The following is a 26,099-nucleotide window of genomic DNA, read 5'->3' on the forward strand; positions in this document are numbered from 1 at the left end:
ATATGAGCACACTATGAGGTACAGATCACCGAGCGCGGCACAGGCGCCGCACCGACCAGGACGGACCACACTATGACCGGAACCCTCCACCGGCTCAGCCGCCGCAGCCTGCTCGCTGCGGGACTGGGCGCTACAGCCGGGGCCGCCGCCTTCGGGCTCAGCGGCTGCACCACGGGCACCGGGGCCCGCGGCGGACGCGAGCAGATCGTCGTCGCCATCGTCTCGAACCCGCAGATGCAGGACGCCATCGGGCTCATCGACCACTTCCGCAACGACCACCCGAACATCGACGTCCGCTTCGTCTCACTCCCGGAGAACGAAGCCCGCGCCAAGATCACCGCCTCGGTGGCTTCCGGCGGAGGGGAGTTCGACGTGGTGATGATCTCCAACTACGAGACGCCCATCTGGGCCGCACAGGGCTGGCTGGCCGACCTGGAACCCTATATCGCCGAAACCGATGGCTACCAGGACGACGACATCATCCCGACCATCCGTCAGGCGCTCTCGTACCAAGGCCGCCAGCATGCGGTCCCGTTCTACGGCGAGTCCAGCTTCCTGGTCTACCGCCAGGACCTGTTCGAACAGGCCGGGCTTCAGATGCCCCAACAGCCCACCTGGGACCAGATCCGCGAGTTCGCCTCGGCCCTGCACAACCCGGCCGAGGGGTTCTCTGGCATCGCGCTGCGCGGACTGGCCGGCTGGGGCGAGAACCTGGCCCCCATCAACACCGTCATCAACACCTTCGGCGGCCGCTGGTTCTCCCTGGACTGGGAGCCGATGCTGAACTCGCCGGAGGTCGTGGAGGCGGTGAGCACTTATGTGGACACCGTCCGCAGCTGGGGCCAGCCCGGCGCAGCCACCTCGGGCTACGGGGAATGCATGACTCACTTCAACCAGGGCAACACCGCCATGTGGTACGACGCCTCGGCTATGGTCTCCGGCATCGAGGACCCGCGCTCCTCCACCGTGGTGGGCAACACCAACTACGCATTGGCACCGGTGATGGAGACCGACTACGCCGGCTGGCTCTACGCGTGGTCACTGGCCATCCCGGAAACCTCCCGGCACAAGCAGGCTGCCTGGGACTTCATCACCTGGATGACCCACCCGGACTATTTCCAGCTGGTGGGCCGCGAGGTTGCCTGGGAAGCACTGCCCCCGGGCTCACGGCTCTCCACCTACGAGATCCCGGAGTACGCGGAGATCTCCGGCCACTATGCCGAACCGACGCTGACCTCCATGGAAAACGCCACCCAGGAGAACTGCATGGTGCACGAGGTGCCCTATGAGGGACTGCAGTTCGTGGCGATACCGGAGTTCCAGGACCTGGGCACCCGGGTGGGGCAGCAGCTCTCGGCAGCGATCGCCGGGCAGCAGACGGTGCGTGAGGCGCTGGACCAGTCACAACGCTTTGCTGAATCAGTGGCCCGCACCTACGGATGGGAGGGCTGAGATGACCACCATGACTCGAACGACCCCGGGGGACACCCGGTCGGCCGAGGAGATCCGCGCACAGCGGGCGGCCGAACGGGCCGAGGGCTGGAGACGGCGGGCACCGCTGCTGCCGGCCCTGATCTTCGTGATCGTCTGCACCCAGATCCCGTTCCTGCTGACCATCTGGTACTCGTTGCGGTCCCGCAACCTGCTGCGCCCCGAGGGCGAGCAGTTCGTGGGACTGAGCAACTTCGCCGATATCTTCCTGGACTCCACCTTCCGTACCGCGGCACTGAACTCGGTGATCATCACCTTCGGCTGCGTATTCGTCGCCCTGCTGCTGGGCCTCGGCCTGGCCCTGCTGCTGGACCGCCCCTTCGCCGGCCGCGGGGTCGTGCGGACCCTGCTGATCACCCCGTTCCTGATCATGCCGGTGGCGGGGGCGATGCTGTGGTCGATCTCGATGTTCAACCCCAGTTACGGGCTGGTGAACTGGTTGATCGGTCTGGTGGGCATCAGCCCGGTGGACTGGACCAGCCAGTATCCTGTGCTCTCCATCGTGATCGCCCTGGTCTGGCAGTGGACGCCGTTCATGATGCTTCTGCTGCTGGCCGGGCTGCAGTCCCAGCAGCGCGATGTGCTGGAGGCTGCTGCGATGGACGGCGCCACCACCTGGGAGACCTTCCGGTATGTGACCCTGCCGCATCTGCGGTTCTACATCGAGCTCTCTGTGCTGCTGGGCGTGATCTACGTGGTCAACACCTTCGACCACATCTACCTGATGACTGCAGGGGGCCCGGGGACCGCGAGCGCGAACCTGCCCTTCTACATCTACCAGCGAGCCTTCCTCGGCTTCGACATCGGGCAGTCCGCTGCCATGGGCGTGGTCACCGTCATCGCCACCATCATCATCTCCCTGCTGGCCCTGCGGCTGATCTTCCGCGGCCTGAATGCGAAGGAGCAACAGTGAGCGAGCAGCTGGGGACCCGACGTAGCCGCGCCAGTGGTAAGGAAGTGAGCGAACGATGAGCACAATCACCGCACAGCAGGCAGGCACCGGACGCCGCAGCACCGGCACCCTGCTGACGGCCTTCACCTGGGTGGTGGCCCTGGTCTTCTTTGCGCCAGTGGTGTGGATGGTGCTGACCAGCTTCAAACACGAGTCGGAGGCGGCGGCCTCCCCGCCGTCGTTCTTCTTCCAGCCCACGCTGGAGCAGTACCGGAACATCTTCACCGCCGATGCCGGGCCGTACTTCCTGAACTCGGTGATCGCGACGGCGGCCTCCACCCTGCTGGTGCTGGTGCTGGCGGTGCCGGCGGCTTATGCGCTGAGCATCCGCCCGGTGAAGCGGACTCAGGACGCGCTGTTCTTCTTCATCTCCACCAAGATGCTGCCGATCGTGGCGGTGATCATGCCGATCTACGTGATCGCCGGGCAGATCCGGATGCTCGACAACATCCTCACCCTCATCATCCTGTACACGGCGATGAATCTGCCGATCGCGATCTGGATGATGCGATCGTTCTTCCTCGAAGTCCCCGGCGAGGTGCTGGAAGCGGCCTCGATCGACGGTGCTTCGCTGCTGAAGACCATGCGCAGCGTGCTGATCCCCATGGTCGCCCCCGGTATTGCGGCCACTGCGCTGATCTGCGTGATCTTCGCCTGGAACGAGTTCTTCTTCGCGCTGAACCTCACCGCCGCCAATGCGGCGACCGCCCCGATCTATCTGATGAGCACCATGACCTCTGAGGGGCTTTTCCTGGCACAGCTCTCAGCGGCCTCAGTGCTGGCCTCGCTGCCAGTGGTGCTGGCCGGCTGGTTCGCCCAGAAGCAGCTGGTACGCGGCCTGTCCATGGGTGCGGTGAAGTAGGCGGCGGAGCGCTCACCCCGGGCACGTGACTATGCGGGCCGCGACAATCCGGCAGCGGGCCGGACCGTGGCCAGGCGGCGGGCCGGCAGCCAGGCGGCCGCCAGCGCTGCCAGCAGGGTCACCCCCCAGATCAACGCCATCCGCCACCAGGGAATCTGGACGACGATGCTCCAGTCTTCGACTGCGAGTACCGAACGGACCCCCGCCCAGCCGAAGAGCACACCCAAGCCAGTGCCCAGCAGCAGCGTTACCACGGCCACCAGCAGCGTCTCCATGCCCACCATGACGGCGACCCCTCGGGCACTCATGCCGTTGGCCCGCAGCAGCGCGACCTCCTTATGCCGCTCCCGCACGGAGAGCGAAAGCGTGTTGGAGACCCCGATCAACGCCACCAGTACGCTGGCGCCCAGCAGGGCGATCCCTGCCAGCAGCACCCGATCGACGGTCTGAGCGTAGGCCCCCCGGGAAAGCCCGCCCTCCAGTGTCAGCGGCTCCCCGGCATAGATGTCGTACCCCTGCTGCAGCAGCTCCTCCTCCAGGGCGAAGAAGTCGGCATAGCCGGCCGACTCGTTCATCTTCAGCAGCGCACCGGCCTGCCGATCCTCCGGCACCCAGCTCTCCGGCAGCGATGACTCGGGCAGCACCACGGTGTTGTAGGGCACCCAGTCGGCAAGACGGACATTGAGCACAGCAGGCTCTCCCAGGCCCTCCGGCGCCAGGGTGATGCTCCTGCCCTGGTCCGGGGCGTCGAGGCCCCCGACGTCGTATCCGGCAAAGGCATCGGCGTCCTCTCCGGCCACATCTGTGAGCGGACGCTGTGCCGCCGCACCGAAATCCTCCTCGGTGACCACGAGCACCGGAATCCGCCGCGCCTCGGGGCCCTGCGCGTACAACCCCGCCACCGGGACCACGGCCTCGAGTTGCTCCAGCCCCTGCAGCACCGGCAGCAGCTCATCGTCCGGGAGGACGGCGACCCCGTCCACCGGATAGTTCTCGGTGAGCCGGTCGTCAAGCAGTCTCTGCGCGGTGGCCGCCCCCACGGTCAGGGTCACCACCAGGGTGACGCCGATCAGCAGGGCCGCGGAGATCGCGGCAGTTCGGCCGGGAACCTGGCGAGCACTGCGCCCGGCGAGCCTGGAGGGCACTGCGGCGATTCCCGCAGCCGCCAGGGCCTCGCCCAACACGGCCACTGCCGGCGGGACGACGAGCTTGGCCAGCACGAGGATCCCCAGGAAAGCGACAACGGCGCCCGCCGCGCCGACCAGCGGCAGGGGCAGGCCGGTGGCGGGGTCGTAGACGTTCAGCTCATAACTGCGCGGGGGCTGGGGCTCCACGACTCCGGTATAGACCACCATCGCCAGTCCCGCCGCACTCAGCAGCGAGCCGGCCAGCGCTCGTGCCCGGAACCGGCGCCCGTCTCCGCCGTCGGTGAGGTCGAAGGGCCGCAGGGAGGCCATGGGCGGGATTCGCCCGGCGCGCAGTGCCGGAAGCAGCGCGGAGAGCGCCGCCGTCACCGTGCCCAGGGCCAGCCCGATGAGCACCGCCGGCAGCGAGGGCAGCACCGGGGTCAGGGATTCCCTGTCGACCAGAGCCAATCCGACCTGCAGCACTTGGGCCAGTGCCCAACCGGCGAAGACTCCGGCCGCCCCGCCGCAGAGCCCCAGCACCGCTCCCTCGACCACTGTGGCTCGGCGCAGCTGCCCCGGAGTGGCTCCGACGGCGCGGATCAGTGCCATGCTCCGCTGCCTGGATGCGACGATCACGCCGAACGTATTGGCGATCACCAGCACGGAGACGAACACCGCGAGCGCGCCGAAGCCCAGGGCCACCCAGCGCAGGGTGAGGGTGTCTCCGGGGCGTTCGGCCACCCATTGGTCCACAACCAGCTGATGAGTGGCGATCCCCATCCCCGCCACCGTGACGATGCCGTGCGGGCCCACGGCACGCAATTCCTCGCCGGCCATACTGCCGGCGGCAAGAGCGGGAAGCTCCCCGGACGCGAAGAGGCCCTCCACGATCTCGGCGATCTCGCCCTGAGCAGCCAGCTGTGCCGCAGGATCGCCATGGTCCTCGCCGACCAGCCGCACGCGGATGCTCTCGGGCAGCGCGGTCGGGGTGAGCCTGTCCAGCCCCTCATCGGTGAGGTAGCCGCCCGGAGCGTCCTGGCCCACGGCGATCCCGACCACCCGGTAGTCGATCCGGTCGAGTACTTCAGCGGGCAGCCAGGTGCCGTCCTCCTCGAGCTCCTCATGAACGAGGGTATGGGTGAGATTGTCGCCTATGCCGTAGCCCCACCACTCCGCGGTCCCTGAGGTGAGCACCAGCTCGTCCTCCGCGGCGGGCATCCGCCCCTGGACGAGCTCCAGCGGTTCGCCGGGACCGAACGAGCTGACCTCGAGACCGAGGTAGTATTCGCCCTCGGCATCCCAACGGTTGAGGTAGCCGCGGCGCACCGCCTCGGCGCTCTGTACGCTCTCCAGCTGCTCCACGGCTCGGGCCAGCAGCCGGTCGGCGTGCTGCGGCCGGGGAGACTCCAGCTCCTCGCGGCTGAAATGCCCATCGTTCTCGTCTCAGTCGATGAGCCATTCGGAGTCGATGACCAGGTCAGCACCGCCGGCCTCTGATTCCGCCTCCTCGGTCACCGTGCGGACCAGGGACTCCACCAGGAGCAGCCCGGCCACGACGAAGGCTGTGGCGACCGCCACTGCCGCTCCCGCCGCCCAGAGCCTGCGGGCCGAAGAACGCAGATTCGCCCGCAGCAGGGTCATGCTCCTGGTGCGGACGAATACGGTCGCCCTTGTCACTGGGCGCTCAGGCCCCGCGCCGGCTGCACCTTCGAGAGGCTGCGGGCGGGGAGCCAGGCCGCCGCCAGGGCGGCCAGCAGGGTCACTCCCCAGATCGCGGCCATCCGCGGCCAGGGGATGCTCAGCACCACTGCCCAGTCCTCACGGGCGATGAGTGTACTGATGCCTGCCCAGCCGAAGAGCACCCCCAACCCGGTGCCGAGGATGAGCGCAACACCGGCCAACAGAATCGCCTCAATGCTGATCATCGAGCCCACCGCACGCCGGGTCATGCCCACCGCACGCAGCAGGGCGGCTTCCCTGCGACGTTCGAACACCGACAGCGAGAGGGTGTTGGAGACCCCTATGACGGCGACGAACACGCTGGCTCCCAGCAGGGCCAGCACGATCAGGAGCACCATGTCGATGATCTGGGAGTACTCGGACCGGGTCAGCCCGCCCTCGAAGACCATGCCGGACTCCGAACTCTCACCCAGCGCTTCGAGCTGCGACTCCAACTGCATGACCTCAGAGCTGTCCAGTCCCTCGACAAGCCGGACGAGGGTGATGCTGCCCTCCCCATCCGCATCGAACCAGGCCGGGGATTCTCGCAGCTGCGCGGCGTCGACGGCGATCATCGTCGCCGGCAAGGAGGACCAGCCTTCGGCCAGAGTGAAGGGCACCTCCGCTCCCTGGGGGAACTCGACGCCGAGGGTCCGGGCACCGTCGTCCTGCGGATCGGCGTACGGCTCCAGCTGGTCACCGATATAGGCCTGCGGGCCCGCGGAGCGATCCGCAGGCGCGAAGGGCCACTCTCCGTGGAAGACTGCGCTGTGCTCAGCTCGGTTGAGGAAGACCAGCTGGGCGGTGGCGTCGTCCTCGCCGATCTCGACCTCGACCGCGGGAGCGCTGAGGGCGGCTGACACCTCGCCGTGCTCACTGAGTTCCGCTGTGTGATCGCCGGAGACCACGCCGTCGACCGGGTAGGACTCGGCGAGCTCGCTGTAGAGCATCCGTTGGGCGGTGGCGGCTCCAACCGTCATGGTGACCACCAGGGTGACTCCGACCAGCAGTGCCGCGGAGGTCGCAGTGGTGCGGCCGGGCACCTGCCGGGCGTTCTGCCCGGCCAGCTTCGCCGGCACCCGGACGGGTCTCCATATGGAGGCCGCGCGGCCCAGCCCTGCGACCAGGGGCGGAATCACGGCCTTGGCCAGCACCAGCACTCCGAGGAAGCCTGCTACGCCGCCGGCCACTCCGATGACCGGCAGCGGAAGCCCGGTGAGCGGTTCCATATTGACCGCTCCGTAGGCATCGGGCTCACGCGGTTCGATGAGCGCAGCGTAGAGCACTGTTGCCAGCCCCGCGGCCGCCAGCAGCGCGCCGACACTCAGTCGAAGCCGGGAGACGCCGCCCTCCGGTGCTGCCACGTCCGCCGGTCGCAGCGCAGCCATCGGGGAGACCCGGCCCGCCTTCAGCGCGGGCAGCAGCGCCGAGCCCGCGGTCATCAGCACACCGAGACCCAGGCCTATGCCGATCGCGGCCGGACCGGGAAGCACCGCCGGCACCGAATCCTCGTTGAACATATTGATGACTACGATCAGCCCCTGGGCAATGCCCCAGCCCAGCAGAACGCCGACCGCCCCGCCCAGCAGCCCCAGGAGCGCCCCTTCGGCCAATGTGGCGCGGCGCAGCTGGGCCGCAGTGCCACCCACCGCGCGGATGAGCGCCATAGTGCGCAGCCGGGAGGCGACGATCACCTGGAAGGTATTGGCGATCACCAGTGCGGAGACGAAGACGGCGATCCCGCCGAACCCCAAGGCGACCCACTGCAGGATCTGGGCGTCGCCGGTGCGCTCCTGGACCCATTGGTCGATGATCTGCTGGTGGGTTGCGATCTGCAGCCCGGCCATGCTCAGGATCCCGTGGGCGACCGTCTCCGGGGAGATGCCGTCCCCGGCCTCTGCCAGCATGGGCAGGGAACCGGCCGCGATGAGTTCGGTGACCAACGCAGCAATCTCTTCCTGAACGGCCTCCTGAGCGGCGGCGTCCCCATGTGTCGACTCACCGAGCCGAACCCTGATGTGGTCCGGATCTCCGGCCCCGAAACCGGCGTCCTCCAGGCCGGCCATGGCCTCGGGACTCAGCCATCCGGCGGGCCATCCGTCATCCTCGGTGACGCCCACCACTGTGAGCTCCTTCTCCCGGACCTGGGCCGGGTTGCCGACTTCCTCCTGGGGGCTGACGTCGGAGACGGCGGTCAGAGTGCTGCCGGGCCGCAGCCCCTCGTCCTCGGCGGCTGTGGCATTGACCAGCAGCTCGTCCTCGGCGGCGGGCAGGCGGCCAGCGCTGAGCTCCAGCGGCCGGGAGCTGCTCAGCGTCTGGACCTCGAACCCGGCCCAGTCGTTCGGCTCCTCTGTCTGGTACTCCAGGAAGTTCCAGCGCACCGCCTCGGCGCTGTCCACTGCGTCGAGGTCCCGGATCGCCTCGGCCAGCGGCTCGTCCCCGTGGGCCCCGGCAAGCATCTCACCCTCGTCGGTCTCCTCCCAGGAGCTCAGCGGGCCGGTCGGTATGATCAGGTCCGCTCCGGCCGCCTCGGCCTCGGCTTCTTCGGTGACGACCTGGGAGAAGGACTCCACCAGCATGAAGCCTGCCACGATGAACGCCACGGAGACGGTGATCGCCGCTCCCGCCGCCCACAGCCGCTTCCCGGAGGAGCGCAGATTGGCCCGCAGCACGCTTGCCCGCGGCATCAGCGGGCTCCGATCATTTTGGCGGCCAGCTGCTCGGCGGTGGGATGCTTGATGGTCTCCACCACGCGGCCGTCGGAGAGGATCACGGTGGCGTCGGCCTGGGCTGCGGCGTTGACGTCGTGGGTGACCATGATGACGGTCTGGGAGAACTCGTCCACCGCAGCCCGCAGCAGTCCCAGGACCTCCGCCCCGGTACGGGAGTCGAGGTTCCCGGTGGGCTCATCGGCGAAGATCACCGCGGGCTTGGACACCAGGGCGCGGGCGACGGCGACCCGCTGCTGCTGGCCGCCGGAGAGTTCGAAGGGCCGGTGGTGCAGCCGGTCGGCCAGACCCAGCCGGTCGATCACCAGATCGTAGTAGTGCTTGTCCGGCTCCGGTCCGCCGAGTGCGCTGGGCAGCAGGATGTTCTCCTTGGCTGTCATCGCCGGCACCAGGTTGTAGGACTGGAAGATGAATCCGATGTTCTCCCGTCGGATGAGGGTCAGCTGCTTCTCCTGCAATCCGCGCAGGCTGACCTCGGCTCCGTCTGCGGTGGTGAGGGTGACTTCTCCGTCGTCTGCGGTGTCCAGTCCGGCCAGCACGTGCAGCAGGGTGGACTTTCCCGACCCGGAGGGCCCCATCACAGCGGTGAACTGCTCGGCAGGGAACTCGATGCTCAGCCGCCGCAGCGGGTGGACGATCGCCTCTCCGGTGCCGTAGGTCTTCGTCAGGGAATCTGCCCGGACGGCAGCGCGAGTCGTGGTGTTCATGGGATCAGGCTATGGCCGACGGCGGAAGCGCACATCACCCTGTGCTCTGAAGCCGGACTCATCCTGGAGTATGAGACGCTGCTCTCCCCCCTCGGATGACTCTGCTGTTTGTGCGGTAATGGGCAAGTTTTCCGCGGTATTCCAGCAACAACAGCAGAGTCATCGCGGAAGGGCCCCGGGGACGAGGGAGTTGGGGACGAGGCGTAGAACGGGCAGGGACGACGGGACGGGGAGGGACGACGTCAGTGGTCCACGATGCCGGCGTCGTAGGCGAAGACCACAGCCTGTACCCGGTCGCGGCAGCCCAGCTTGGCCAGCACCTGGCCCACATGTGTCTTGACCGTTGCCTCGGAGAGGTAGAGACGTGCGGCGATCTCGGTGTTGGAATCCCCGGTGGCCATCTCCTGCAGCATCTGCCGCTCGCGTTTGGTCAGCAGGTCGAGTTTGGCCCGCTGCTCCGGTGTCGGTGTCCGGCGCTGCTGCTCGCCCAGCAAGGCGGTGTCCAACAGCCGGCGGGTGGTGGTGGGTGCCACAACGGCGCCTCCGGTGACCACGGTGCGGATTGAGTCGAGCAGCACCTCGGGCTGGACGTCCTTCAGGAGGAACCCGGCCGCACCCGAGCGCAGAGCCTGCAGGGCGTATTCGTCGGTGTCGAAGGTGGTGAGCACGATGACCTTGGTGTCGGCCAGTGCAGCCTCCCCGGTGATCCTCGCAGTGGCCTGCAGCCCGTCGAGCTCCGGCATGCGGATGTCCATGAGGACCACGTCCGGGGCGTGTTCCCGGACGAGACGGAGGGCCTCGGCCCCGTCGCCAGCCTGGGCGACGACGCGCAGGTCTGCCTGTGAGTCGATGACCATCGCGAATCCGGCGCGCAGCAGCGCCTGGTCGTCGGCCAGCAGCACTGTGATGCACTGTTCACTCATACCGGGGTCTCCTTGCCGGAGGTTCGCACCCGGTCCAGCGGGAACCGGGCTTCGACCACGAAACCGCTGGTCAGCGATTCATGGCGTTTGGGTCGCGCTAGCAGCGTACCCCCGTAGAGGCGGGCGCGCTCGGCCATTCCGCGCAGCCCGGACCCTGCGCCGTCGTTCTCTGCTGCTGCTCCCTGCCCGGTGTCACGGATCTCGGCGACGAGTTCACGGGTCGAGTAGTCGATGCCCAGCCAGACCGTCGCGGTGGCGCCGTCCCCGCCGTGCTTGAGCGTGTTGGTCAGCGCCTCCTGGATGATCCGGTAGACCGCCAGCGCCGCACCCTCGGTCAGCGGGGGAAGGTGGTCCTCGGCGATGTTCAGCTCGACCGGCAGGCCGGAGGCCCGCACATCCTGGGCGAGCTGGGGCAGATCCTCCACGCCGGGCGAAGGCCGGGTCTTCAGCTCTCCCTCCTCCCTCAGAACGCCGAGCATACGGCGCAGTTCGGTCAGGGCCTCGCGCCCGGTCTCACCGATGGACTCGAAGGCCCGGCCCGCGCGTGAGGGATCCTGGTCCATCACGTAGCGGCCGCCGTCCGCCTGGGCGATCATCGCGCTCATCGAGTGGCTGATCACGTCGTGCATCTCCCGGGCGATGCGCATGCGTTCGGCGTCGGCGGCGAGCCGGGCCTCCTGGTCGCGTTCGCGCTCCAGCAGCCGGTTCTTCTCCGCAATGGCCTCCCGCTCACGACGACGACGCCCGGCCAGATCGCCGAAGAGCCAGGCCACGAGCACCACTGCGGCGCTGAATCCTATGCTGAGTGTGCTGATGAACAGCGCGGTGCCGGGCGAGTAATAGGACTGCGGGGCGCCCCAGTAGATCCATACGGCAATCAGCTGGTGCACACCCACCAGCACGGCGCCGATGAGCGCGATCACCAGGTAGACCACCGAGACCCGTGTGCTGCCGTATTTGGCGCAGGCATAGACCGCCAGTGGCACGGCGAAGACCGAGACGCCCGGGCCGTAGAGGGAGAACACCTGGCAGAGCGCCCCGGCTGCGATGATCCCGGCGGCCAGCGCGGGCCGGCGTCGCCCGATAGCCAAGGGGAGGATGCACATCAGTTCGAAGAACAGCATCACCGGAGGGGAGAGCCGGACGCCGAAGAAGCCGGTGGTGGTTCCGCTGAGGACCCATATCATCAGTGCCATCAGCAGCAGCGGCAGCACCTTGAAGACGGTGTCGAACAACCAGCTGCGGTTCTCGAAGAACCGCACGATCTTCACGTGCAGCGGCGCTGCGGCGCTCAGTTCCCGGTCCGGCATCCTTGGCTCGCTTCCCACCATCATTGCTTGGCGCTGACCCGGGGCCGCCCCGACCTGGCCGGTGTCAGGGGCCCAGCTCACTTCCTGCCAGTGTAGAGAGCCCTCCTCCGGAAGGCCTCCGACCACAGGATGAGCTGCGCAGGCGGCCGGGACCGCAGTTCATCCTGCGCTCCGATGTGCTACCCGGCACAGGGCACGAGAGTGGAGGTATGACACATCAACTGCTCACAGCCGACCGGCTGACCAAGACATTCGGCACCACTCGAGCTCTGGATGACGTGAGCCTCACTGTGCATGCCGGGGAATCGGTGGCCATCATGGGGCCATCAGGCTCCGGAAAGACGACTCTGATGCATCTGCTCTCGGGGATCCTGAGCCCTGATTCCGGCCAGGTGCGGTTCCGCTCCGCGGGCGGGATCCTCACGGTCTCCGGGATGAGCCCGGAACAGCGCGCCCGGCTGCGGCGTGACCGCGTCGGCTTCGTCTTCCAAGAAGGACTCCTGCTGCCGGAGCTCACGGCCCGGGAGAACGTCGCCGTCGCGCTGATGCTCTCCGGCACAGGGCGGCGTGAGGCTGAACGGCAGGCCGGCCAGTGGCTGGCCTCCCTGGGTCTAGCCGGGATGGAGGACCGCCGGCCGGGTGAGCTCTCCGGGGGTCAGAAGCAGCGGGTGGCCATCGCCCGGGCCCAGGTGACACACCCCGAGGTGGTCTTCGCCGACGAGCCGACCGGGGCCCTGGACTCGAGAACCTCGGAGCAGGTGCTCGAGATGCTGCAGGGCTCCACGGTGGGCCGGGGCGCTCCGTTGGTGCTGGTGACCCATGACCCGCAGGTCGCTGCGCGCTGCTCACGGCTGGTGCGCCTGGAGGATGGGCGCATCGTCCATGATTCCGCAGACGCGGAGGTGGCACGATGATCAGGCTGTTTCTGCACAGGATCTTCGCCGAGCCTGCGGTGTGGGCCCTGCCGGTGGCCGGGTTCGCCCTGACCAGCGGGATCGGGTTCATGGTCTTCGGCGGGGCGATGTACTTCTACACCGTGGAGCAGGAGTGGCTGCGGGAGATCTATTGGGTCTATGCCACCGCTGCCCTGATTCTGCTGGTGATTCCGATGTTCGCACTGATGAGTTCGGCGGCCAGGCTGCTGGCCCGCAGGCGCGACGAGCGACTGGCCGGTCTGCGCCTGCTGGGGGCGGGAACCGCGCAACTGCGTCGTCTGGTGCTGGCCGAGTCGGGTCTGCTGGCCGCGGCCGGTATCGCAGGCGGAGCCGTGCTGTATGTGGTGCTGATGCCGCTTGTGGGCTTGCTGCCCTTCGCCGGGGCGCCGATGGGAGTCGGCGGCCTGTGGCTGGGCCCTGGCCTGCTGGGAGCGGCTTGCTCGACGCTGCTGCTGTTCGCGGTGGGCTCGGCGTTTCTCGGGCTGCGCCGGGTGGAGGTCACTCCTCTGGGCGTGCGCACCCGGCAGACTGCCCAGCACGTGAAGTGGGTACGCGCTGCCGTCGCGGTGGGCGGGGTGGTGACGATCCTGGCGGTCTATACGCTGGTGCCGAATACAGCGCTGCAGTCCGAGGCGCTCACCGCGGTGGTGGCCTTCGGCCTGCTGAGCATCCCGCTGCTGGCGGTGCAGCTGATCGGGCCGTGGGTGCTGAAGGTCATCACCGGGTGGCAGCTGAAGCGTGCCAGGACTCCCGAGAGGCTGATCGCCGCTCGCAACGTGCTGGAGTCCCCGCAGCAGATGTGGCGGCAGGTCGGCGGGATCGCGGTCGCCGCCTTCATCGGGGTGATCGCCGGCTGCGGCGTCGGGCTGATCAGCCTGGCCGAGTTCGAGCAGGGGACGGAGGACGCCATGATTTTCGGGGACATTTCTCGCGGGGTGTGGCTGACCCTGTTCGTCGCCTTCCTGATGACAGCCTGCTCAGTGGGCCTGAACCAGACCGCACAGATCCTCGACCGACGTGAGCTGTACTTCGGGCTGTCTCGTATGGGGGTCTCGCTGGATCAGCTGAACCGGATCAGGCGGCTGTCGGTGATGCGCTCGCTGACGGCGGTGCTCACTGTTGCGGTGGCGGCGGCCTGCGTGGTCGCGATGCCTGTTGTCGGCTGGGTGATCCTGACCTCGCCGGCCACCGTGGCGACTCTCGCCGGTGTATTGGCACTGGGGGTGGTTCTCGTCCAGCTGGGCATGCTGGTGACCCGGCCGACGATGCGGAGCATGACGCTGGGCGGATGACTCTGCTGTTGTGGCTGTTATCCCGTGATTTTCTGCCGCTTTCCGACCACAACGGCAGAGTCATCGATGGGGGGAGGGGCGGGCAGGGGGGTTGCGCCGGTAGCGCACTGTCTGGGCGACGAAATATGCGACCGCCCCGAGAATCGGCACCAGGACGATGATCAGCACCCAGAGCAGGTTCCACGGGCGCTCGTGCCGGGTCTGGACGTACACCATGAACGCCGCCACCAGCAGGGCCCCGTAGACGAGGAGACCGAAACGCAGCCACCATGGCACCGCCACCGATCCGGGCGGTGTCTGCTCGGCCAGCAGGGTCAGGGCCGTGAGAAGGACCTCGGCGCCGATCATGCCGACACGCTAGCGCGTCGGCCTTGCCGGGGGCTTGGACCGAGGTGGGTGTTCGGTGGGTGGCCGCTCAGTGCCTCTGTGCCGGTCAGCCGTTCTGGGGCCAGACGGAGCGTTCGCGCATCACCTGTGCCAGGGCTTCGGCGTCGTCGGTCATGAGGCCATCGACGCCGAGGTCGAGCAGCTGGTGCATCTGGGCGGGCTCGTCGACCACCCATACGTGGACCTGGAGTCCGGCACGATGGCACCGCTCGATGAACTGCGGAGTGACCACCCGGATGCGCCCCCGCTGGATCGGGACCTGGACGCAGTCGATGCGGGCCACCCGGCCGCTGAGCCGGCGCATGAATCCCAATGGGCCGAGCAGCACGATCAGCGCGGTGGAGACCCAGCCGCCGGAGGTGGCGACACTATTGCCGAGCAGCTTGCGGACTCGGTGGCGGCGCGCATCGTTGAAGCTGGCGGCCAACACCCGGTGGTGGGCTCCGAACTCCTCGACGATGCGGGCGAACGGCTCGACTGACGCGGCGTCTTTGAGGTCGACGTTGAAGTGGATGTCCGGGAAGGCCTCCAGTGCTTCTGCGAAGCGCACCAGGGGCTCACCGGGCCCCTGCGTCCCCTCCTGCTTCACCGAATGTGCGGCGTAGCGGGAGTCGGTGAGCTCCCCGGCGGTTGTACGCCGGGCAGCCTGCTTGGCGGCGGCACCGATGACTCGCAGCTCGGCGAGTTCGGCCCAGGTCTTATCGCTGAGCGGGCCGCTGCCATCGGTGACGCGGTCCAGCGTCTCATCGTGGAAGATCACCAGCTGGCCGTCGGCGCTGGTGCGGACGTCAATCTCCAGATACCGGTAGCCCAGCTGCACCGCATGCCGGAACGCGGCCATGGTGTTCTCCCGCTCCGGGTCCGCCCCGCGGTGGGCGAATGCCAGCGGCGCATGGTGCAGCCGGCCGGGCTGGGAGTTCAGCAGGTACGGAACGTCGCGGTAGGGATGCTCCCGGTAGGGTCGGCGGGTCATGCGAGTCTGCCCTCCAGCAGCTGCTCGATCACGGCGGCCACACCGTCTTCGTCGCATCCGGCGGTGACGTGGTTGGCGGCCTGAAGCGCAGCCGGGTGACCGGAGCCCACCGCCCAGGAGCTTCCCGCCCAGCGCAGCATCTGCACGTCATTGGGCATATCCCCGAACGCGATGGTGTCCGCAGCGCCGATGCCGCGGCGGGCGGCGAAGCGGCGCAGGGCGGCCGCCTTGTTCACCCCTTTGGAGGAGATCTCCAGGAGGCTGACCCGCGGAGCCGAGTGGGTGACAGTGGCCAGGTGGCCGATCCTGCGATGCGCCTCGGCCAGGAAGCCGTCCGGGTCGCGGGTGTGGGTCTTGGCCAGCAGCTTCACCACGGTGTCGGCCACATGTCCGCTGCCCACCTCGACCCCCGGGGAGGCTGCGGCCCCGGAGGTGTGGCGCTGCAGCGTCTGGTCCAGCGGCCCGAACCGCAGCTCCTCGTCACGGATCCCGGCGGCGCGGCGGCGTTCGACGTCGAACCACAGCGAACCGCGGGCGAAGTCGTCCTCCAGGTGCAGGTGGTCCAGGGTCTCGGCGGCGAAGCTCACCTCTGGTTCGAACCCGGCGATGAGGTCCTTCACTGCGAACAGCGCCGCGGCGTTGAGCGGATCGGAGGCGATGACGTGGTCGCGGGCCAGGTCATAGGTCACCGCCCCGTTGGAGGCGACCACCGGTCCGACTGTGCCCAGGGTTTCGCTGATGCTGCGCAGGGCGCGCACCGGCCGGCCGGTGACCAGAACGACGACGACGCCGGCGGCGCGGGCGGCCTGAAAAGCCTCTACTGTGCGTGGGGAGAGCACCCCAGTCTCTGCGGCGCGGTAGGAGAGGATGGTGCCGTCGATATCGCTGGCGATCAGCTGCACCGGCCGGCCGTTGAGCCGGGGCAGGGCGGCAGCGGGCCCGGGCATCGGCGCTTCGGCTGTGCTGCGGTGTGACGTCATCGCCTCAGCTGCTGGCAGCGGTGGTGGTGTCCGTGGCGGGTCCAGACGAGCCGGCGAGCGCCTCAGCCAGTTCGGCGGCGGTGGGCGGCTGGGCGCCGAAGCGTGAGGAGGTGATGGCCGCGGCCTGCGCGGCCGTGCGCAGCACCTCGGCCACCTCGGCGTGTGAGATCTGCTGCAGGGCCGCTCGCCGGTCGGCGCCCAGCAGGTTGCGCCGGCTCAGGCTGGAGAGCGTGGCAGCCATGAATGAATCACCGGCGCCGACGGTGTCGGCCACGTCGATGGAGAAGGCCTCCTGCTCGGCGAATCCGCTGTGGGCCAGGGCCATGGCTCCGGAGGCCCCGCGGGTGACGGTGATCAGCGCGGGTCCCAGCTGCAGCCAGGCCTTCATGGTCTCGACGTGGCTGCGCTCGGGGTAGAGCAGCTCCAGGTCTTCGGTGGAGGCCTGGATGACGTCGGCGCGGGCGATGAACTGCTCCACCTGCTGCCGGGCCTCCTCCCGATTGGGCACCACGGTGGGCCGGTAGTTCGGGTCGTAGGAGATGGTGGCGGTCTCCCGTGCATAGTCCAGGACGTCCTTGACCGTCTCGGCGCCGGGCTGGATCACCGCACCCAGCGACCCGGTGTGCAGGTGGCGCAGGGCGCATTCCGGTTCGGCGTCGGGCTCCGCGGAGCCGGAGGAGGAGGAGGAGGAGTCGATGAGTTCGTCGAACTTCTGCTTCAGCTCCTCGGCGCTGGGCAGCTGCCAGTCGAGGGAGAACTCGTAGCTGGCTTGGCCGGTGGGGTCCAGAGTGGCGGTGGCGACGCTGGTGGGCAGATCGTCGGCCTCCAGCAGGCTGGTGATTCCCTGGGCCCGGAGACTGCGGGCGATCATCCGTCCGTAGTCGTCGTCGCCGCGGCGTCCGGCGAATACGACGTCGTGCTCCAGCCGTGCCAGTCCCACCGCTACATTGAACGGGCTGCCGCCGACGTGGGCCTTGGGCGCAGACGTCTCCGACTGGACAACGTCTACCAAGCACTCACCGATGACAGCCAGGTATGAACTCACAGTCTCTACACTACCTGCATTCCCCTGTCTGACAGCAGGGTGCTGGCGGGGTGGTCCTGCGGCTGGATCTGCTGCGCTGGACGCTCAGCGCTGGGCGTCATCGGCGGTCTGCCGCAGCAGCTCGTAGCCGCCGAGCAGGTTCTTCAGCGGCAGGTCCGGCCAGCGGCTGCGCAGCATCTGAACCGCCTGGCGGGAGCGGACGCCGTGGGCGCAGTAGACCACTGCGGGGCGGTCTTCGGTGGCCTGGTCCAGGCCCGGTGGCGGCTCGGCGCTGCGGGTCAGCTCCCCCAGGGGCACGTTGCGCGCCTGCTCCACGTGACCGGCCTGGTGCTCCCCCGGTTCGCGGACATCCAGGATGCAGCCCAGCTGGCCCGCTGCGACCGCACGGCGGAACTCGGCGGGGCTGAGGTCATCGGGCTGTTTGGGCTGGCCGGTGAAGGGGTTGAAGTCGACGTCGCCGGGCTCGGATGCCGGCGCAGCCGGTGCGCTGGGGCGGGCGCCGTCGTCGCGGTCGGTAGTGGTGGCGTCGTGGTCCGGCGAGGCGCCGTCATCGTGACCAGGAGTGGCGGCGTCGTCGTGGTCCGGCGCGGCGCCGCCCTCGTCAGAGGTGGCGGTGGCGCGGTGGCCAGTGGTGGCGTCGTCGTGGTCCGTGCTGGTGGCGCCGTGCTGATCCCCTGCGGCGGGGCCGCCGCCGAGACCCGCCACATCGGCCCCAATGCTTCGCACCGGTTCGCGTGCCGGGTCCGGGGCCAGGCGGATCTCTCTGAACCGTGAGGTCAGCGCGTCATAGGTCAGGACCCGGCCCAGCAGCGGCTCGCCGACGCCGGCTAGGAACTTCACCGCTTCAGCAGCCATCAGCGAGCCGATGACTCCCGGCAGCACCCCGATCACACCGGCCTCCGCGCAGGTGGGCACCTCGCCGGCGTCGGGGGCCTCTGGGTAGAGGTCCCGGTAGGTGGGGCCGCGTCCGGCCTCGGCCCATGCCGGGTCCCAGTGGCGCTCATCCGGTGCCGACCAGAACATGCCGACCTGGCCGGCGAAGCGCAGGATGGATCCCGAGATGAGCGGTGTGCCGGCGATTTCGCAGGCATCGGAGACCACGTAGCGGGTGGCGAAGTTGTCCGAGCCGTCCACCACAATGTCCGCCGGGGCGATCAGCTCTGCGGCGTTCTCCGCGGTGATCGACACCCGGTGCTCGGTGATCTTCACCTCCGGGTGCAGTCCGCGCATCCGCTCGGCCGCCGACGCCGTCTTCGGCTTCCCCAGGCTGGATTCGGAGTGGATGACCTGCCGGTGCAGGTTGGAGCGGTCCACCACATCGTGGTCGATCACGTCGATCGCCCCAACCCCTGCGGCGGCCAGATAGGTCAGCACCGGGGCCCCGAGGCCGCCGGCACCGACCACCACGGCCCGCGACTCCAGCAGCCGGGCCTGCGCCTCGATGCCGAAGCCGGCCAGGGCGAAGTGCCGCTGGAACCGCTCAGCCTGCGTGCGGGAGAACTTCTCCAGGCTCATGCCGGGTGCCCCTCTCAATCTTCATACAGGTATCGACGATTCATAGCCTGGTAGCCCTATGAGGACTCGACAGACCTATGACGGATGCCGCGGCCGCGGCGGGCGCCAGGCTGGTGCCGCTGCCGTCCCAGCTCGCCGGGCGGCGCCGGCTCGCCCGCCGGTGCGCACTCATGTGAGGTCCTCCACCGGGTTGATGATTCCCTCCATCGGGGAGGAGGCCACCGCATGGCGGCGCTGCGGGATGCGGCCGGCCCGGCGCGAGTGCCAGCCGGCCTCTACGGCCAGCCGTACGGCGGCAGCCATCGCCTCCGGGTCCTGGGCGCGGGTGACGGCGGAGGCCACCAGCACTGCTTCGCAGCCCAGCTCCATGGCCTGGGCGGCCTCGCTGGCGGCGCCGATGCCGGCGTCGAGCACCACCGGCACCGAGGCGCGGGAGCAGATCAGCTCAATATTGTGCGGATTCAGGATGCCCAGCCCGGTGCCGATCGGAGCGCCCAGGGGCATGACTGCTGCCGCGCCCGCCTGCTCCAGGCGCAGGGCGGCGGCCGGATCGTCGCTGGTGTAGACCATGGGGATGAAGCCCCGTTCGGCCAGCTGCTCTGTGGCCTCAAGGGTTTCGACGACGTCGGGCAGCAGCGTCTGCTCGTCTGCGATGACCTCCACCTTGATCAGGTTGGTCTCCAGCGCCTCGCGTGCCAGCTCTGCGGTCAGGACCGTGTCTTTAACCGTGTAGCAGCCGGCGGTATTGGGCAGCACGTCGATTCCCAGCCGCTCCAGCATGGCGAAGACGGACGTCTTGGTCTCCGGGGAGTACCTGCGCATCGCCACTGTGGTCAGCGTGGTCCCCGAGGTGCGCAGCGCCTTCTCCAGTGCCGCGAGGTCGGTGATGCCCCCGGTGCCCATGATCAGGCGGGACTCGAGGATGTAGTCGCCGACCTGCAGGCTGGGCACGGCGCGGCTGTGCTGGGGAGTCGTAGGTTCTGGGGTCATCGCTCAGCCGCCCTGCACCGCTGTGACGATCTCCAGCGCATCGCCGTCACTGAGCTCAGTGGCGGACCAGCGGCTGCGGGGCACCACCTCTCCGGCCAGGGCCACGGCCACCCCCAGCCGTCCGCCGTCGGCGGGAGCACCGGTATCCGTCAGCTCCCGTCCGGTGGTGTGCGCCACCGCCTCAAGCACGCGCGCGCCCTCCGGCAGCATGGTCTCGGTGTCATTGATACGAACTGTAGGCATAGGTCCTCGTCACAACGTTCCGCTGGGGCCCAGTGTTCCCGGGCTTCCGAAGGCTCCGGCTGAGCATTCTGCAGCGCCGGAACTGTCTTCCTCACCGGTGCGGCCGGGTTTCAATCCATCCTAAGCCGCTGCCGGACTTCGGCGAGCAGGTCCTCCCGATCGGGGGCATAGGCGGTGAGCATCTCCGCCAAGGTGGCCGCTGAGTGAAAGTGCGCCAGGGAGACATCGTCGCCCAGCCGCAATGCCGCGTGGAGTTCGCTGCGAGCGTGCTCGGTCCGCCCCAGGCGGTGCTCGCTGATCGCCAGCAGGTAGCGCAGGGTGAACTTCTCCCGGGCAGTGACGTCCTCCCGCAGCAGACAGGTCTGGACTAAGGCGCGCGCCTGCTCCACCCGGCCGACGCCGAGCAGGTAGAGCGCCTCGGCCCGCTCCACGCTCAGCCCCGGCCGGCCGGGATAGTCCAGGCCGCGGCAGCGCTGCAGGTGGTGGGCGGCGATCGGCAGCGATCCGGCGTCGACCGCGAAGCCGACCGCCCGCACGTGCAGATGCAGCTGCCAGTACCTGCTGGTGGGAGCGATGCTCTGACGCGCCCGAAGCGCATCAAGGAACTCGTGGAGCCCGGATGACGGCTCGAAGTAGAGGCTCAGGCGGGCCCGCTGGTCCAGAATCAGCGGCCAGAGGTCCACCAGCAGCTCATAAGGCTCGGTGAGGGCCAGCTGGGCCCGGGCCTGATCGGGATCGCCATCTGCGATGGCTATGTAGGAAGCGGCCACCGCGGCGGGGACGCCGGGCCAGGTGGTCTCCCATCCGGCCGGCAGCGGGAATCCCCGGACCCAGTCCAGCAGCTCCTCCGCTCCCCGGTGATCTCCGCTGCTGGCCAGAATCAGGGTCTTCAGCCCGGCCCGGTAGAGCCGGTGGCCGCTGTACTGTCCGGAGCTGGTCACCGGCGGTTGGACCAGTGGTTCGATCAGACTCTGGGCGGAGGCATAGTCGCCCAGCAGCAGCTTGCCGGAGGCGGCATACTGGCGCAGGGCCGGGGCGATCCAGCGGCACAGTGCTCCGTGAATGGCCTGCTCGTTCTCCGGCAAGGCTGCGGCAAGCCGGCTCAGGGCCGGGAGCAGCGCATGGACTCCAGAGATGCGGCATCGGATACGCCGAGCTGCCGCCCCTCCAGCAGTGCGGCGGATAGCCGTGCGGCCAGCGGGGCCAGCAGTATTCCGTGCCGGTGAAAACCGGTGGAGACCACTATGCCTTCTGCCAGCTGGTCAAGGTAGGGACGGTCGTCGGGGGTGCCGGGCCTGGCGCGCGTGGTGATCTCCTCCAGGTGCATCTCGCGCACTGCCGGCAGCACGGCGATGGCGTCCTGGAGCAGCTCGGCGACGCTGCCGGCGTGGGTACCGGCCAATCCGTCCTCCCGGGAGGAGGCTCCGATCACCAGGCCGCCGTCTGCCCGGGGCACCAGGTACACCGAGCGCCCGGCAACGGTGGCGCGGACCGTAGCGTGCAGAACATGCTCCTCCCCCTGAAGCAGCTGCTCGGGCCGGACCCGCAGCCGCAGCACGTCTCCGTGGACCGGGCGCAGGTCCAGCCGGTGGTGCTGCGGAAGTCCAGCGATCTGCGCGTAGCCCAGCCCTGGACTGAGCAGGATGCGCTCGGCCTGCAGGGTGGTGCCGTCCTGCAGGGTGAGCTGACCGCCGCCGCCGGGCGCCGGCTCCACCGCTGTGACCGCAGCGGTCATCCACTGGGCGGGCGGTCCCGCACCTGGCCCCACCCTGCGGGGCTCTGCGCCGAGCGCAGCGGTCAGGCTGCGCACCAGCAGACGGGGGTCCACCTGGTGGTCTCCGGGGATGTCCCAGGCCTTGGCCAGGCCCGGCGTCAGTGACGGTTCGCGGCGGCGCAGTGCGGTGCCGGTCAGCGGGTGAACGTCCATGCCGTGGCGGGTCTGCAGGTCCACCAATGCTGTGACACTGTCCCGGTCGGAGGGGTCTGCGGCCACTAGAATGGTGCCGTTCTCCCGGTAGCCGGTGGGTTCCTGGACCGCCGCCCGCAGCGAATCGATGAAATCCGGGTACTCGGCCCGGGAGGCGGTCATGAGATCCCAGAGCTGCTGCTGCCCGTACTGGACCTCACTGATGGGCGCGAGCATGCCTGCCGCAGCATAGGAGGCGTCCTTGCCGGGAGCGGGGTCGATCACAGTCACTGCGTGCCCAGCCCGCCGCAGCTGCCACGCGCTGGCCAGCCCGACGACGCCGGCTCCCACGACGACGGTCGACGCTGACTTCGGAACGGAAAGGCTGTCCATCAGAACGCTGTCAGCCGGTCTTCCCGGTAGGTCGTAGGTTCCTCTCCGTCGCCGGCCCACGTGACGTCATAGCCCAGGGCCTCCAGCTCTTCTTTGGCTCGGCGGGGATGATCCCGGACCACCGCAGCTGTCTGGTACTCCCTGAACATTGCGCGGTGTTCATTCACCGCCTTTTTCCAGGTGGGGAGCCGGCGAATATCAAACTCAGCGACCAGCATGTGGATGACGTCCCCAATCGAAGGGCGGAACCGGTGGCCGCCGTTCGGCAGGTGAAGACGGTGCGTGGCGCGGGCTCTTTCATGGTTGCCCGCGACCAGAGAATCTGGATCGACCATCCTGAGCAGCCCCTCATGCTGTGACGATACGTTGATGTGGGAGACAGGTCGCTTCGGTGACTCCATATCTCTCTGGTAGTCGATCTGCAGCACCGGCGGCCCCTGAACCTCGGGCGTTCTGAGAATGAATGACGAGCCTCGAACTGCCAGGATGCCTTTCACGGAGCTCCACGTGCAATTGAAGTGCGCTGCAAGCACCGCAAATTGTCGGCTTTCACCACGTCGAATCAGGGGAATCGGCTCAGTGAGTTCCACTCTGACCCCACGTGGCCCGATCTGCGCGCGAAAGTGCGATTCGATGTCTTGAAATACCCGGACGATCAGGTCGTTGAGCCGCTCGGCGAAGATTTTCGATTCGCTCAGCAGTTGCTGATCAGCAGGCAGATCAGTCATCTTCTCCCAAGAGGAACCGGATACCTTTCAGCCGCTCGAAAGCCTGCCACTGCGCTTCAGTGTTCAGGGACCACGAGTCTCCTTGGCGAAGAAAGCTCTCCTCGGAAAAACCTACCTGCTCAAGAAGACGTCGGCGCTCCTCCTGGAGCTGGTCTTCGCTCACATAGTCAACGGGAGCAAGTGCCATGGTGGGTGCCTCCTGCACTGTTGATGTGTTTGAGTATCGCATACGAGCCGGACATTCTTCCGGAGCGCGGTTGCAGGCTCAGTTGGTGGCGTCGGGGTTGAGCAGAGCGGCCGCGGCTATACGGTGCTGCGGGTCCTCCGTGGTCAGCGCGAACATTCCGTAGGCCACCGGAGAGGCTGCCCAGATTTCGTGGGCGTGCTCGGCCAGGTGCGGCCACACCTCGCCGCCGGCCTGCTCATAAGCCTCCACCGTGCGGGAGAAGGCTTCCTGGCCACCGATGGAGAACTGGTAGGCGAAGTCGCGCCCGGGATCATCAACCCGCGCAGTGGTCCAGTCCAGCACTCCGGTGATCTCACCGGACTCGCTCAGCAGCACGTGGGCCGGATACATCTCTCCGTGGGTCATGACGGTGCTCTGAGGCCACAGCTGGTCGGCGTCCAGCCACCCTCGCCATCTGCGCAGCAGGTCAGCAGCGACGTCGAACTCCGCGGCTACGGTCTCAATCTCCTCCTGCCAGTTCTGGCGGACCTGCTCAGGAGTGCGCACCTCGACGCCGGCCGCTCGAGCCTCCTCCGGGTCAATGCTGTGCAGCTGCGCCAGCAGACGGCCCAGTTCCTCGGCGAACTGGGGGGACTCGGGGTCCATATGCCATTGCGGCTCTCCGCCGAGCAGGTTCATCCCCGGACGTCCGGGAAGTGCCCGGTATGCCAGCAGCTCCTCGGCCTGAATGATCCAATCAGGCACAGCCGGGCTCAGATAGGGGCGGACCAGGTCCAGGATGCGTGCCTCCTGGTGCATACGCTCCACCACATCAGGTCTGCGCGGGATGCGCAGCACCCACCGGTCCCCGGCGGCGTCGTCGGCCAACGCCACGGTGAAATCCAGTCCGGATTCGTTGATCTCCACGGTCTGCGCGTTCAGCGCCAGCCCGTGCCACGCGGCCCGCTCAAGAACATCGTCCAGGGATGAGGAGTTCATCTGATCACGCTAGCGCAATCGCGCCCCCGGGTCAGTATGCCTTGAGGCGCTGCTCCACGATCAGGTGGATGAGGGCAAAGCGGCCTTCGTCGTCGATGGCCGCCAGCGCCGCGTTGAGCGCTCCAGGAATCTCCGAGTCCTGCTCCACCCGGACCCCGAACCCCCCGAAGGCCTGCGCCATGAGGGCGAAATCCGGATTCCGCAGCTGCGTGCCCGAGATCCGGCCCGGGTAGTCGCGCTCCTGGTGGGTGCGGATGGTCCCGTACTCCTGGTTGTCCATCACGATCACCAACGGGGTGGCTCCGTACTGTGCGGCTGTGGCCAGCTCCTGACCGTTCATCAGAAACTCGCCGTCACCTGCGATTGTGACCACTCGACGGCTGGGATACCGCAGCGAGGCCGCCACTGCCGAGGGCACCGAGTAACCCATGGAGCCGTTGCGTGCGGAGATCATTGCGGCGTACCCCTTGGCGGGGAAGTAGCGGTGGGCCCAGTTCGTGTGCTCCCCGGCACCGAAAGTGCACATGGCGTCCTCGGGCAGCCGATCCGCCAGCTGAGCCATCATGGTGTCCATCCGGGCTCTGCCCTCGGTCGGGACGGTTGCGACCGGCGTGGAGAATTCGACCTGTTGGGCGCGCAGTCGCGCGGTCCATTCCTTCCAGGCGGGCTTCGCCGGGAGGTCGATGCGCACCAGGTCGCGCACGAACGCGTCCGGTTTGGACACTATCTGGTAGGTGACGGGGCCGGAGCGTCCGCGCAGAGCCGGGTCGATGGTGATCAGAAAGTTCTTCTTCCCCCAGTCCTGTCGGACCAGGAAGCCGTCAGTGATCACGTCACCGGGGACGGTGCCCACGAAGACCAGCAGATCGGTTTCCTCCAGCATCTCCCGGGTCACCTTCGGGCGCCCGTAGCCGATCGGCCCCACATACGAGGGCGAGCCGAAGGGAACCGTTCCCTCGGTGCGCCACTCGGCTGCGGCCGGGAGATGGTGCTCCTCCAGCCACTGTGTGAGTCCGCGCGCGCCCTCTTGGGTCCAGTCGTTTCCACCCGTGACGAAGAGAGGCTTGTCCGCGGACTGCAGGGCATCGCGCAGCGCCTTCCAGTCATTGACGGTCATACCGCCGGTGGCCACTGGAATAGGTGGGTGCAGGGCGGCGTCGATCTCCTGCTGGATGATGTCTTCGGGCAGACCCACCACCACCGGGCCGGGGCGACCGGAGTTCGCGGCGAACATCGCCTCGGCCACGATCTCGGAGGCCCGCTCGGCATGGTCGAGGACCATCACCCGCTTGGCACCGGAGTCGAACCAGGCATGCGGATCGAATTCCTGGAACGCCTCCCGGTCGCGGTGCTCGTAGGGGATGAGTCCCACGAAGAGGACCATCGGCGTGGAGTCCTGCCAGGAGGTGTGCAGGCCCACATGGGCATTCGCCGCCCCCGGCCCGCGGGTGACCATGGCCACGCCCGGCACCGAAGACATCTTGCCGTCGGCCTCGGCCATATAGGCGGCCCCGCCCTCGTGCCGGCACACGATGGTCTCGATCGGGGAATGGTAGAGCCCGTCCAGCACGTCCAGGTACGACTCTCCGGGAACCACGTAGGTGCGTTCCACACCGTGGGCCACCAGCGTGTCCACGATGACATGGCCGGCAGACTTGCGGGGAGCGTCCGACGACGTCGCCTGACGGGGGAGGGTTGTAAGGGTCTCAGTCACAGCAGCTTGGTCC

General features: G+C 68.2%; 24 protein-coding genes. 5 read left to right on the forward strand and 19 right to left on the reverse strand.

Annotated elements, in window-relative coordinates; genetic code table 11:
• Window positions 1-72 precede the first annotated feature (72 nt).
• Genes Q1K09_RS09155 through Q1K09_RS09165 form a run of 3 tightly spaced genes read left to right on the forward strand, consistent with a single transcriptional unit; the run spans window position 73 to window position 3,305 of the window.
• Window positions 73-1,452, forward strand: a complete 1,380-nt coding sequence (locus Q1K09_RS09155; protein ID WP_300344967.1) for a sugar ABC transporter substrate-binding protein — start codon at window positions 73-75, stop codon at window positions 1,450-1,452.
• A gap of 1 nt (window position 1,453) precedes the next feature.
• Window positions 1,454-2,404, forward strand: a complete 951-nt coding sequence (locus tag Q1K09_RS09160) for a sugar ABC transporter permease (protein ID WP_300344970.1) — start codon at window positions 1,454-1,456, stop codon at window positions 2,402-2,404.
• A gap of 55 nt (window positions 2,405-2,459) precedes the next feature.
• Window positions 2,460-3,305, forward strand: a complete 846-nt coding sequence (locus Q1K09_RS09165) for a carbohydrate ABC transporter permease (RefSeq protein ID WP_300344972.1) — start codon at window positions 2,460-2,462, stop codon at window positions 3,303-3,305.
• A gap of 29 nt (window positions 3,306-3,334) precedes the next feature.
• Here Q1K09_RS09165 and Q1K09_RS09170 read toward each other — a convergent pair whose 3' ends face one another.
• The 6 genes from Q1K09_RS09170 to Q1K09_RS09195 all read right to left on the reverse strand — a co-directional run bounded on the left by Q1K09_RS09170 (window position 3,335) and on the right by Q1K09_RS09195 (window position 11,901).
• Window positions 3,335-5,794, reverse strand: coding sequence for an FtsX-like permease family protein (locus Q1K09_RS09170; RefSeq protein ID WP_300344974.1), 2,460 nt, complete (start codon window positions 5,792-5,794; stop codon window positions 3,335-3,337).
• Window positions 5,795-5,875: 81 nt separating this feature from the next.
• The gene (locus tag Q1K09_RS09175) at window positions 5,876-6,073 is read right to left on the reverse strand and encodes a hypothetical protein (RefSeq protein WP_300344976.1); all 198 of its coding nucleotides are present in this window, start codon (window positions 6,071-6,073) and stop codon (window positions 5,876-5,878) included.
• 32 nt (window positions 6,074-6,105) lie between these two features.
• Window positions 6,106-8,838 (reverse strand): ABC transporter permease, encoded by a 2,733-nt coding sequence (locus tag Q1K09_RS09180; protein ID WP_300344978.1) that lies wholly within the window; start codon window positions 8,836-8,838, stop codon window positions 6,106-6,108.
• Window positions 8,838-9,587 (reverse strand): ABC transporter ATP-binding protein, encoded by a 750-nt coding sequence (locus tag Q1K09_RS09185; RefSeq protein ID WP_300344979.1) that lies wholly within the window; start codon window positions 9,585-9,587, stop codon window positions 8,838-8,840. Before Q1K09_RS09185 ends, Q1K09_RS09180 begins: the two co-directional genes overlap by 1 nt.
• Window positions 9,588-9,829: 242 nt before the next feature.
• Entirely contained in the window at window positions 9,830-10,510 is a 681-nt protein-coding gene (locus tag Q1K09_RS09190) for a response regulator transcription factor (protein WP_300344981.1), read from the reverse strand.
• Complete coding sequence (locus tag Q1K09_RS09195) at window positions 10,507-11,901, reverse strand: histidine kinase (RefSeq protein ID WP_300344983.1); 1,395 nt, start codon at window positions 11,899-11,901, stop codon at window positions 10,507-10,509. The genes Q1K09_RS09190 and Q1K09_RS09195 overlap by 4 nt, the downstream gene beginning before the upstream one ends.
• Window positions 11,902-12,029: 128 nt before the next feature.
• Between Q1K09_RS09195 and Q1K09_RS09200 the strand changes: the two genes are divergently transcribed.
• Both Q1K09_RS09200 and Q1K09_RS09205 read left to right on the forward strand, forming a co-directional pair.
• The gene (locus tag Q1K09_RS09200; RefSeq protein ID WP_300344985.1) at window positions 12,030-12,734 is read left to right on the forward strand and encodes an ABC transporter ATP-binding protein; all 705 of its coding nucleotides are present in this window, start codon (window positions 12,030-12,032) and stop codon (window positions 12,732-12,734) included.
• On the forward strand, window positions 12,731-14,047 hold the full coding sequence (locus Q1K09_RS09205; RefSeq protein ID WP_300344988.1) for a permease: 1,317 nt from the start codon (window positions 12,731-12,733) through the stop codon (window positions 14,045-14,047). The genes Q1K09_RS09200 and Q1K09_RS09205 overlap by 4 nt, the downstream gene beginning before the upstream one ends.
• Window positions 14,048-14,107: 60 nt before the next feature.
• On the opposite strand, the gene Q1K09_RS09210 is transcribed toward Q1K09_RS09205, so the two are convergent.
• From Q1K09_RS09210 to Q1K09_RS09270, 13 genes are all read right to left on the reverse strand, one after another.
• On the reverse strand, window positions 14,108-14,395 hold the full coding sequence (locus Q1K09_RS09210) for a PLD nuclease N-terminal domain-containing protein (RefSeq protein WP_300344991.1): 288 nt from the start codon (window positions 14,393-14,395) through the stop codon (window positions 14,108-14,110).
• A gap of 85 nt (window positions 14,396-14,480) precedes the next feature.
• Entirely contained in the window at window positions 14,481-15,407 is a 927-nt protein-coding gene (locus Q1K09_RS09215; protein WP_300344993.1) for a glycerophosphodiester phosphodiesterase, read from the reverse strand.
• A complete protein-coding gene (locus Q1K09_RS09220) occupies window positions 15,404-16,387 on the reverse strand; it encodes an HAD-IIB family hydrolase (protein WP_300344995.1) in 984 nt (327 codons plus the stop codon). Before Q1K09_RS09220 ends, Q1K09_RS09215 begins: the two co-directional genes overlap by 4 nt.
• Window positions 16,388-16,391: 4 nt before the next feature.
• Window positions 16,392-17,432 (reverse strand): carbohydrate kinase, encoded by a 1,041-nt coding sequence (locus Q1K09_RS09225; RefSeq protein WP_300344997.1) that lies wholly within the window; start codon window positions 17,430-17,432, stop codon window positions 16,392-16,394.
• An 84-nt stretch (window positions 17,433-17,516) separates the two neighbouring features.
• Window positions 17,517-18,947 (reverse strand): HesA/MoeB/ThiF family protein, encoded by a 1,431-nt coding sequence (locus Q1K09_RS09230; RefSeq protein WP_300344999.1) that lies wholly within the window; start codon window positions 18,945-18,947, stop codon window positions 17,517-17,519.
• A gap of 168 nt (window positions 18,948-19,115) precedes the next feature.
• Window positions 19,116-19,937: a thiazole synthase gene (locus Q1K09_RS09235; RefSeq protein WP_300345001.1), complete on the reverse strand. Its 822-nt coding sequence runs from the start codon at window positions 19,935-19,937 to the stop codon at window positions 19,116-19,118.
• Between the two features lie 3 nt (window positions 19,938-19,940).
• Complete coding sequence (gene thiS, locus Q1K09_RS09240; RefSeq protein WP_300345003.1) at window positions 19,941-20,180, reverse strand: sulfur carrier protein ThiS; 240 nt, start codon at window positions 20,178-20,180, stop codon at window positions 19,941-19,943.
• Window positions 20,181-20,290: 110 nt separating this feature from the next.
• Window positions 20,291-21,265: a hypothetical protein gene (locus Q1K09_RS09245; RefSeq protein ID WP_300345005.1), complete on the reverse strand. Its 975-nt coding sequence runs from the start codon at window positions 21,263-21,265 to the stop codon at window positions 20,291-20,293.
• 17 nt (window positions 21,266-21,282) lie between these two features.
• Window positions 21,283-22,479: a glycine oxidase ThiO gene (thiO, locus tag Q1K09_RS09250; protein WP_300345007.1), complete on the reverse strand. Its 1,197-nt coding sequence runs from the start codon at window positions 22,477-22,479 to the stop codon at window positions 21,283-21,285.
• Complete coding sequence (locus tag Q1K09_RS09255) at window positions 22,479-23,207, reverse strand: hypothetical protein (RefSeq protein ID WP_300345010.1); 729 nt, start codon at window positions 23,205-23,207, stop codon at window positions 22,479-22,481. The genes thiO and Q1K09_RS09255 overlap by 1 nt, the downstream gene beginning before the upstream one ends.
• On the reverse strand, window positions 23,200-23,394 hold the full coding sequence (locus Q1K09_RS09260; protein WP_300345012.1) for a hypothetical protein: 195 nt from the start codon (window positions 23,392-23,394) through the stop codon (window positions 23,200-23,202). The genes Q1K09_RS09255 and Q1K09_RS09260 overlap by 8 nt, the downstream gene beginning before the upstream one ends.
• Window positions 23,395-23,472: 78 nt before the next feature.
• Entirely contained in the window at window positions 23,473-24,372 is a 900-nt protein-coding gene (locus Q1K09_RS09265) for a macrolide 2'-phosphotransferase (protein WP_300345014.1), read from the reverse strand.
• A 31-nt stretch (window positions 24,373-24,403) separates the two neighbouring features.
• Window positions 24,404-26,086, reverse strand: coding sequence for a thiamine pyrophosphate-dependent enzyme (locus tag Q1K09_RS09270; protein ID WP_300345017.1), 1,683 nt, complete (start codon window positions 26,084-26,086; stop codon window positions 24,404-24,406).
• Window positions 26,087-26,099: the final 13 nt, after the last annotated feature.

This window comes from Nesterenkonia sp. (assembly GCF_029265375.1).
Taxonomy (GTDB): domain Bacteria; phylum Actinomycetota; class Actinomycetes; order Actinomycetales; family Micrococcaceae; genus Nesterenkonia.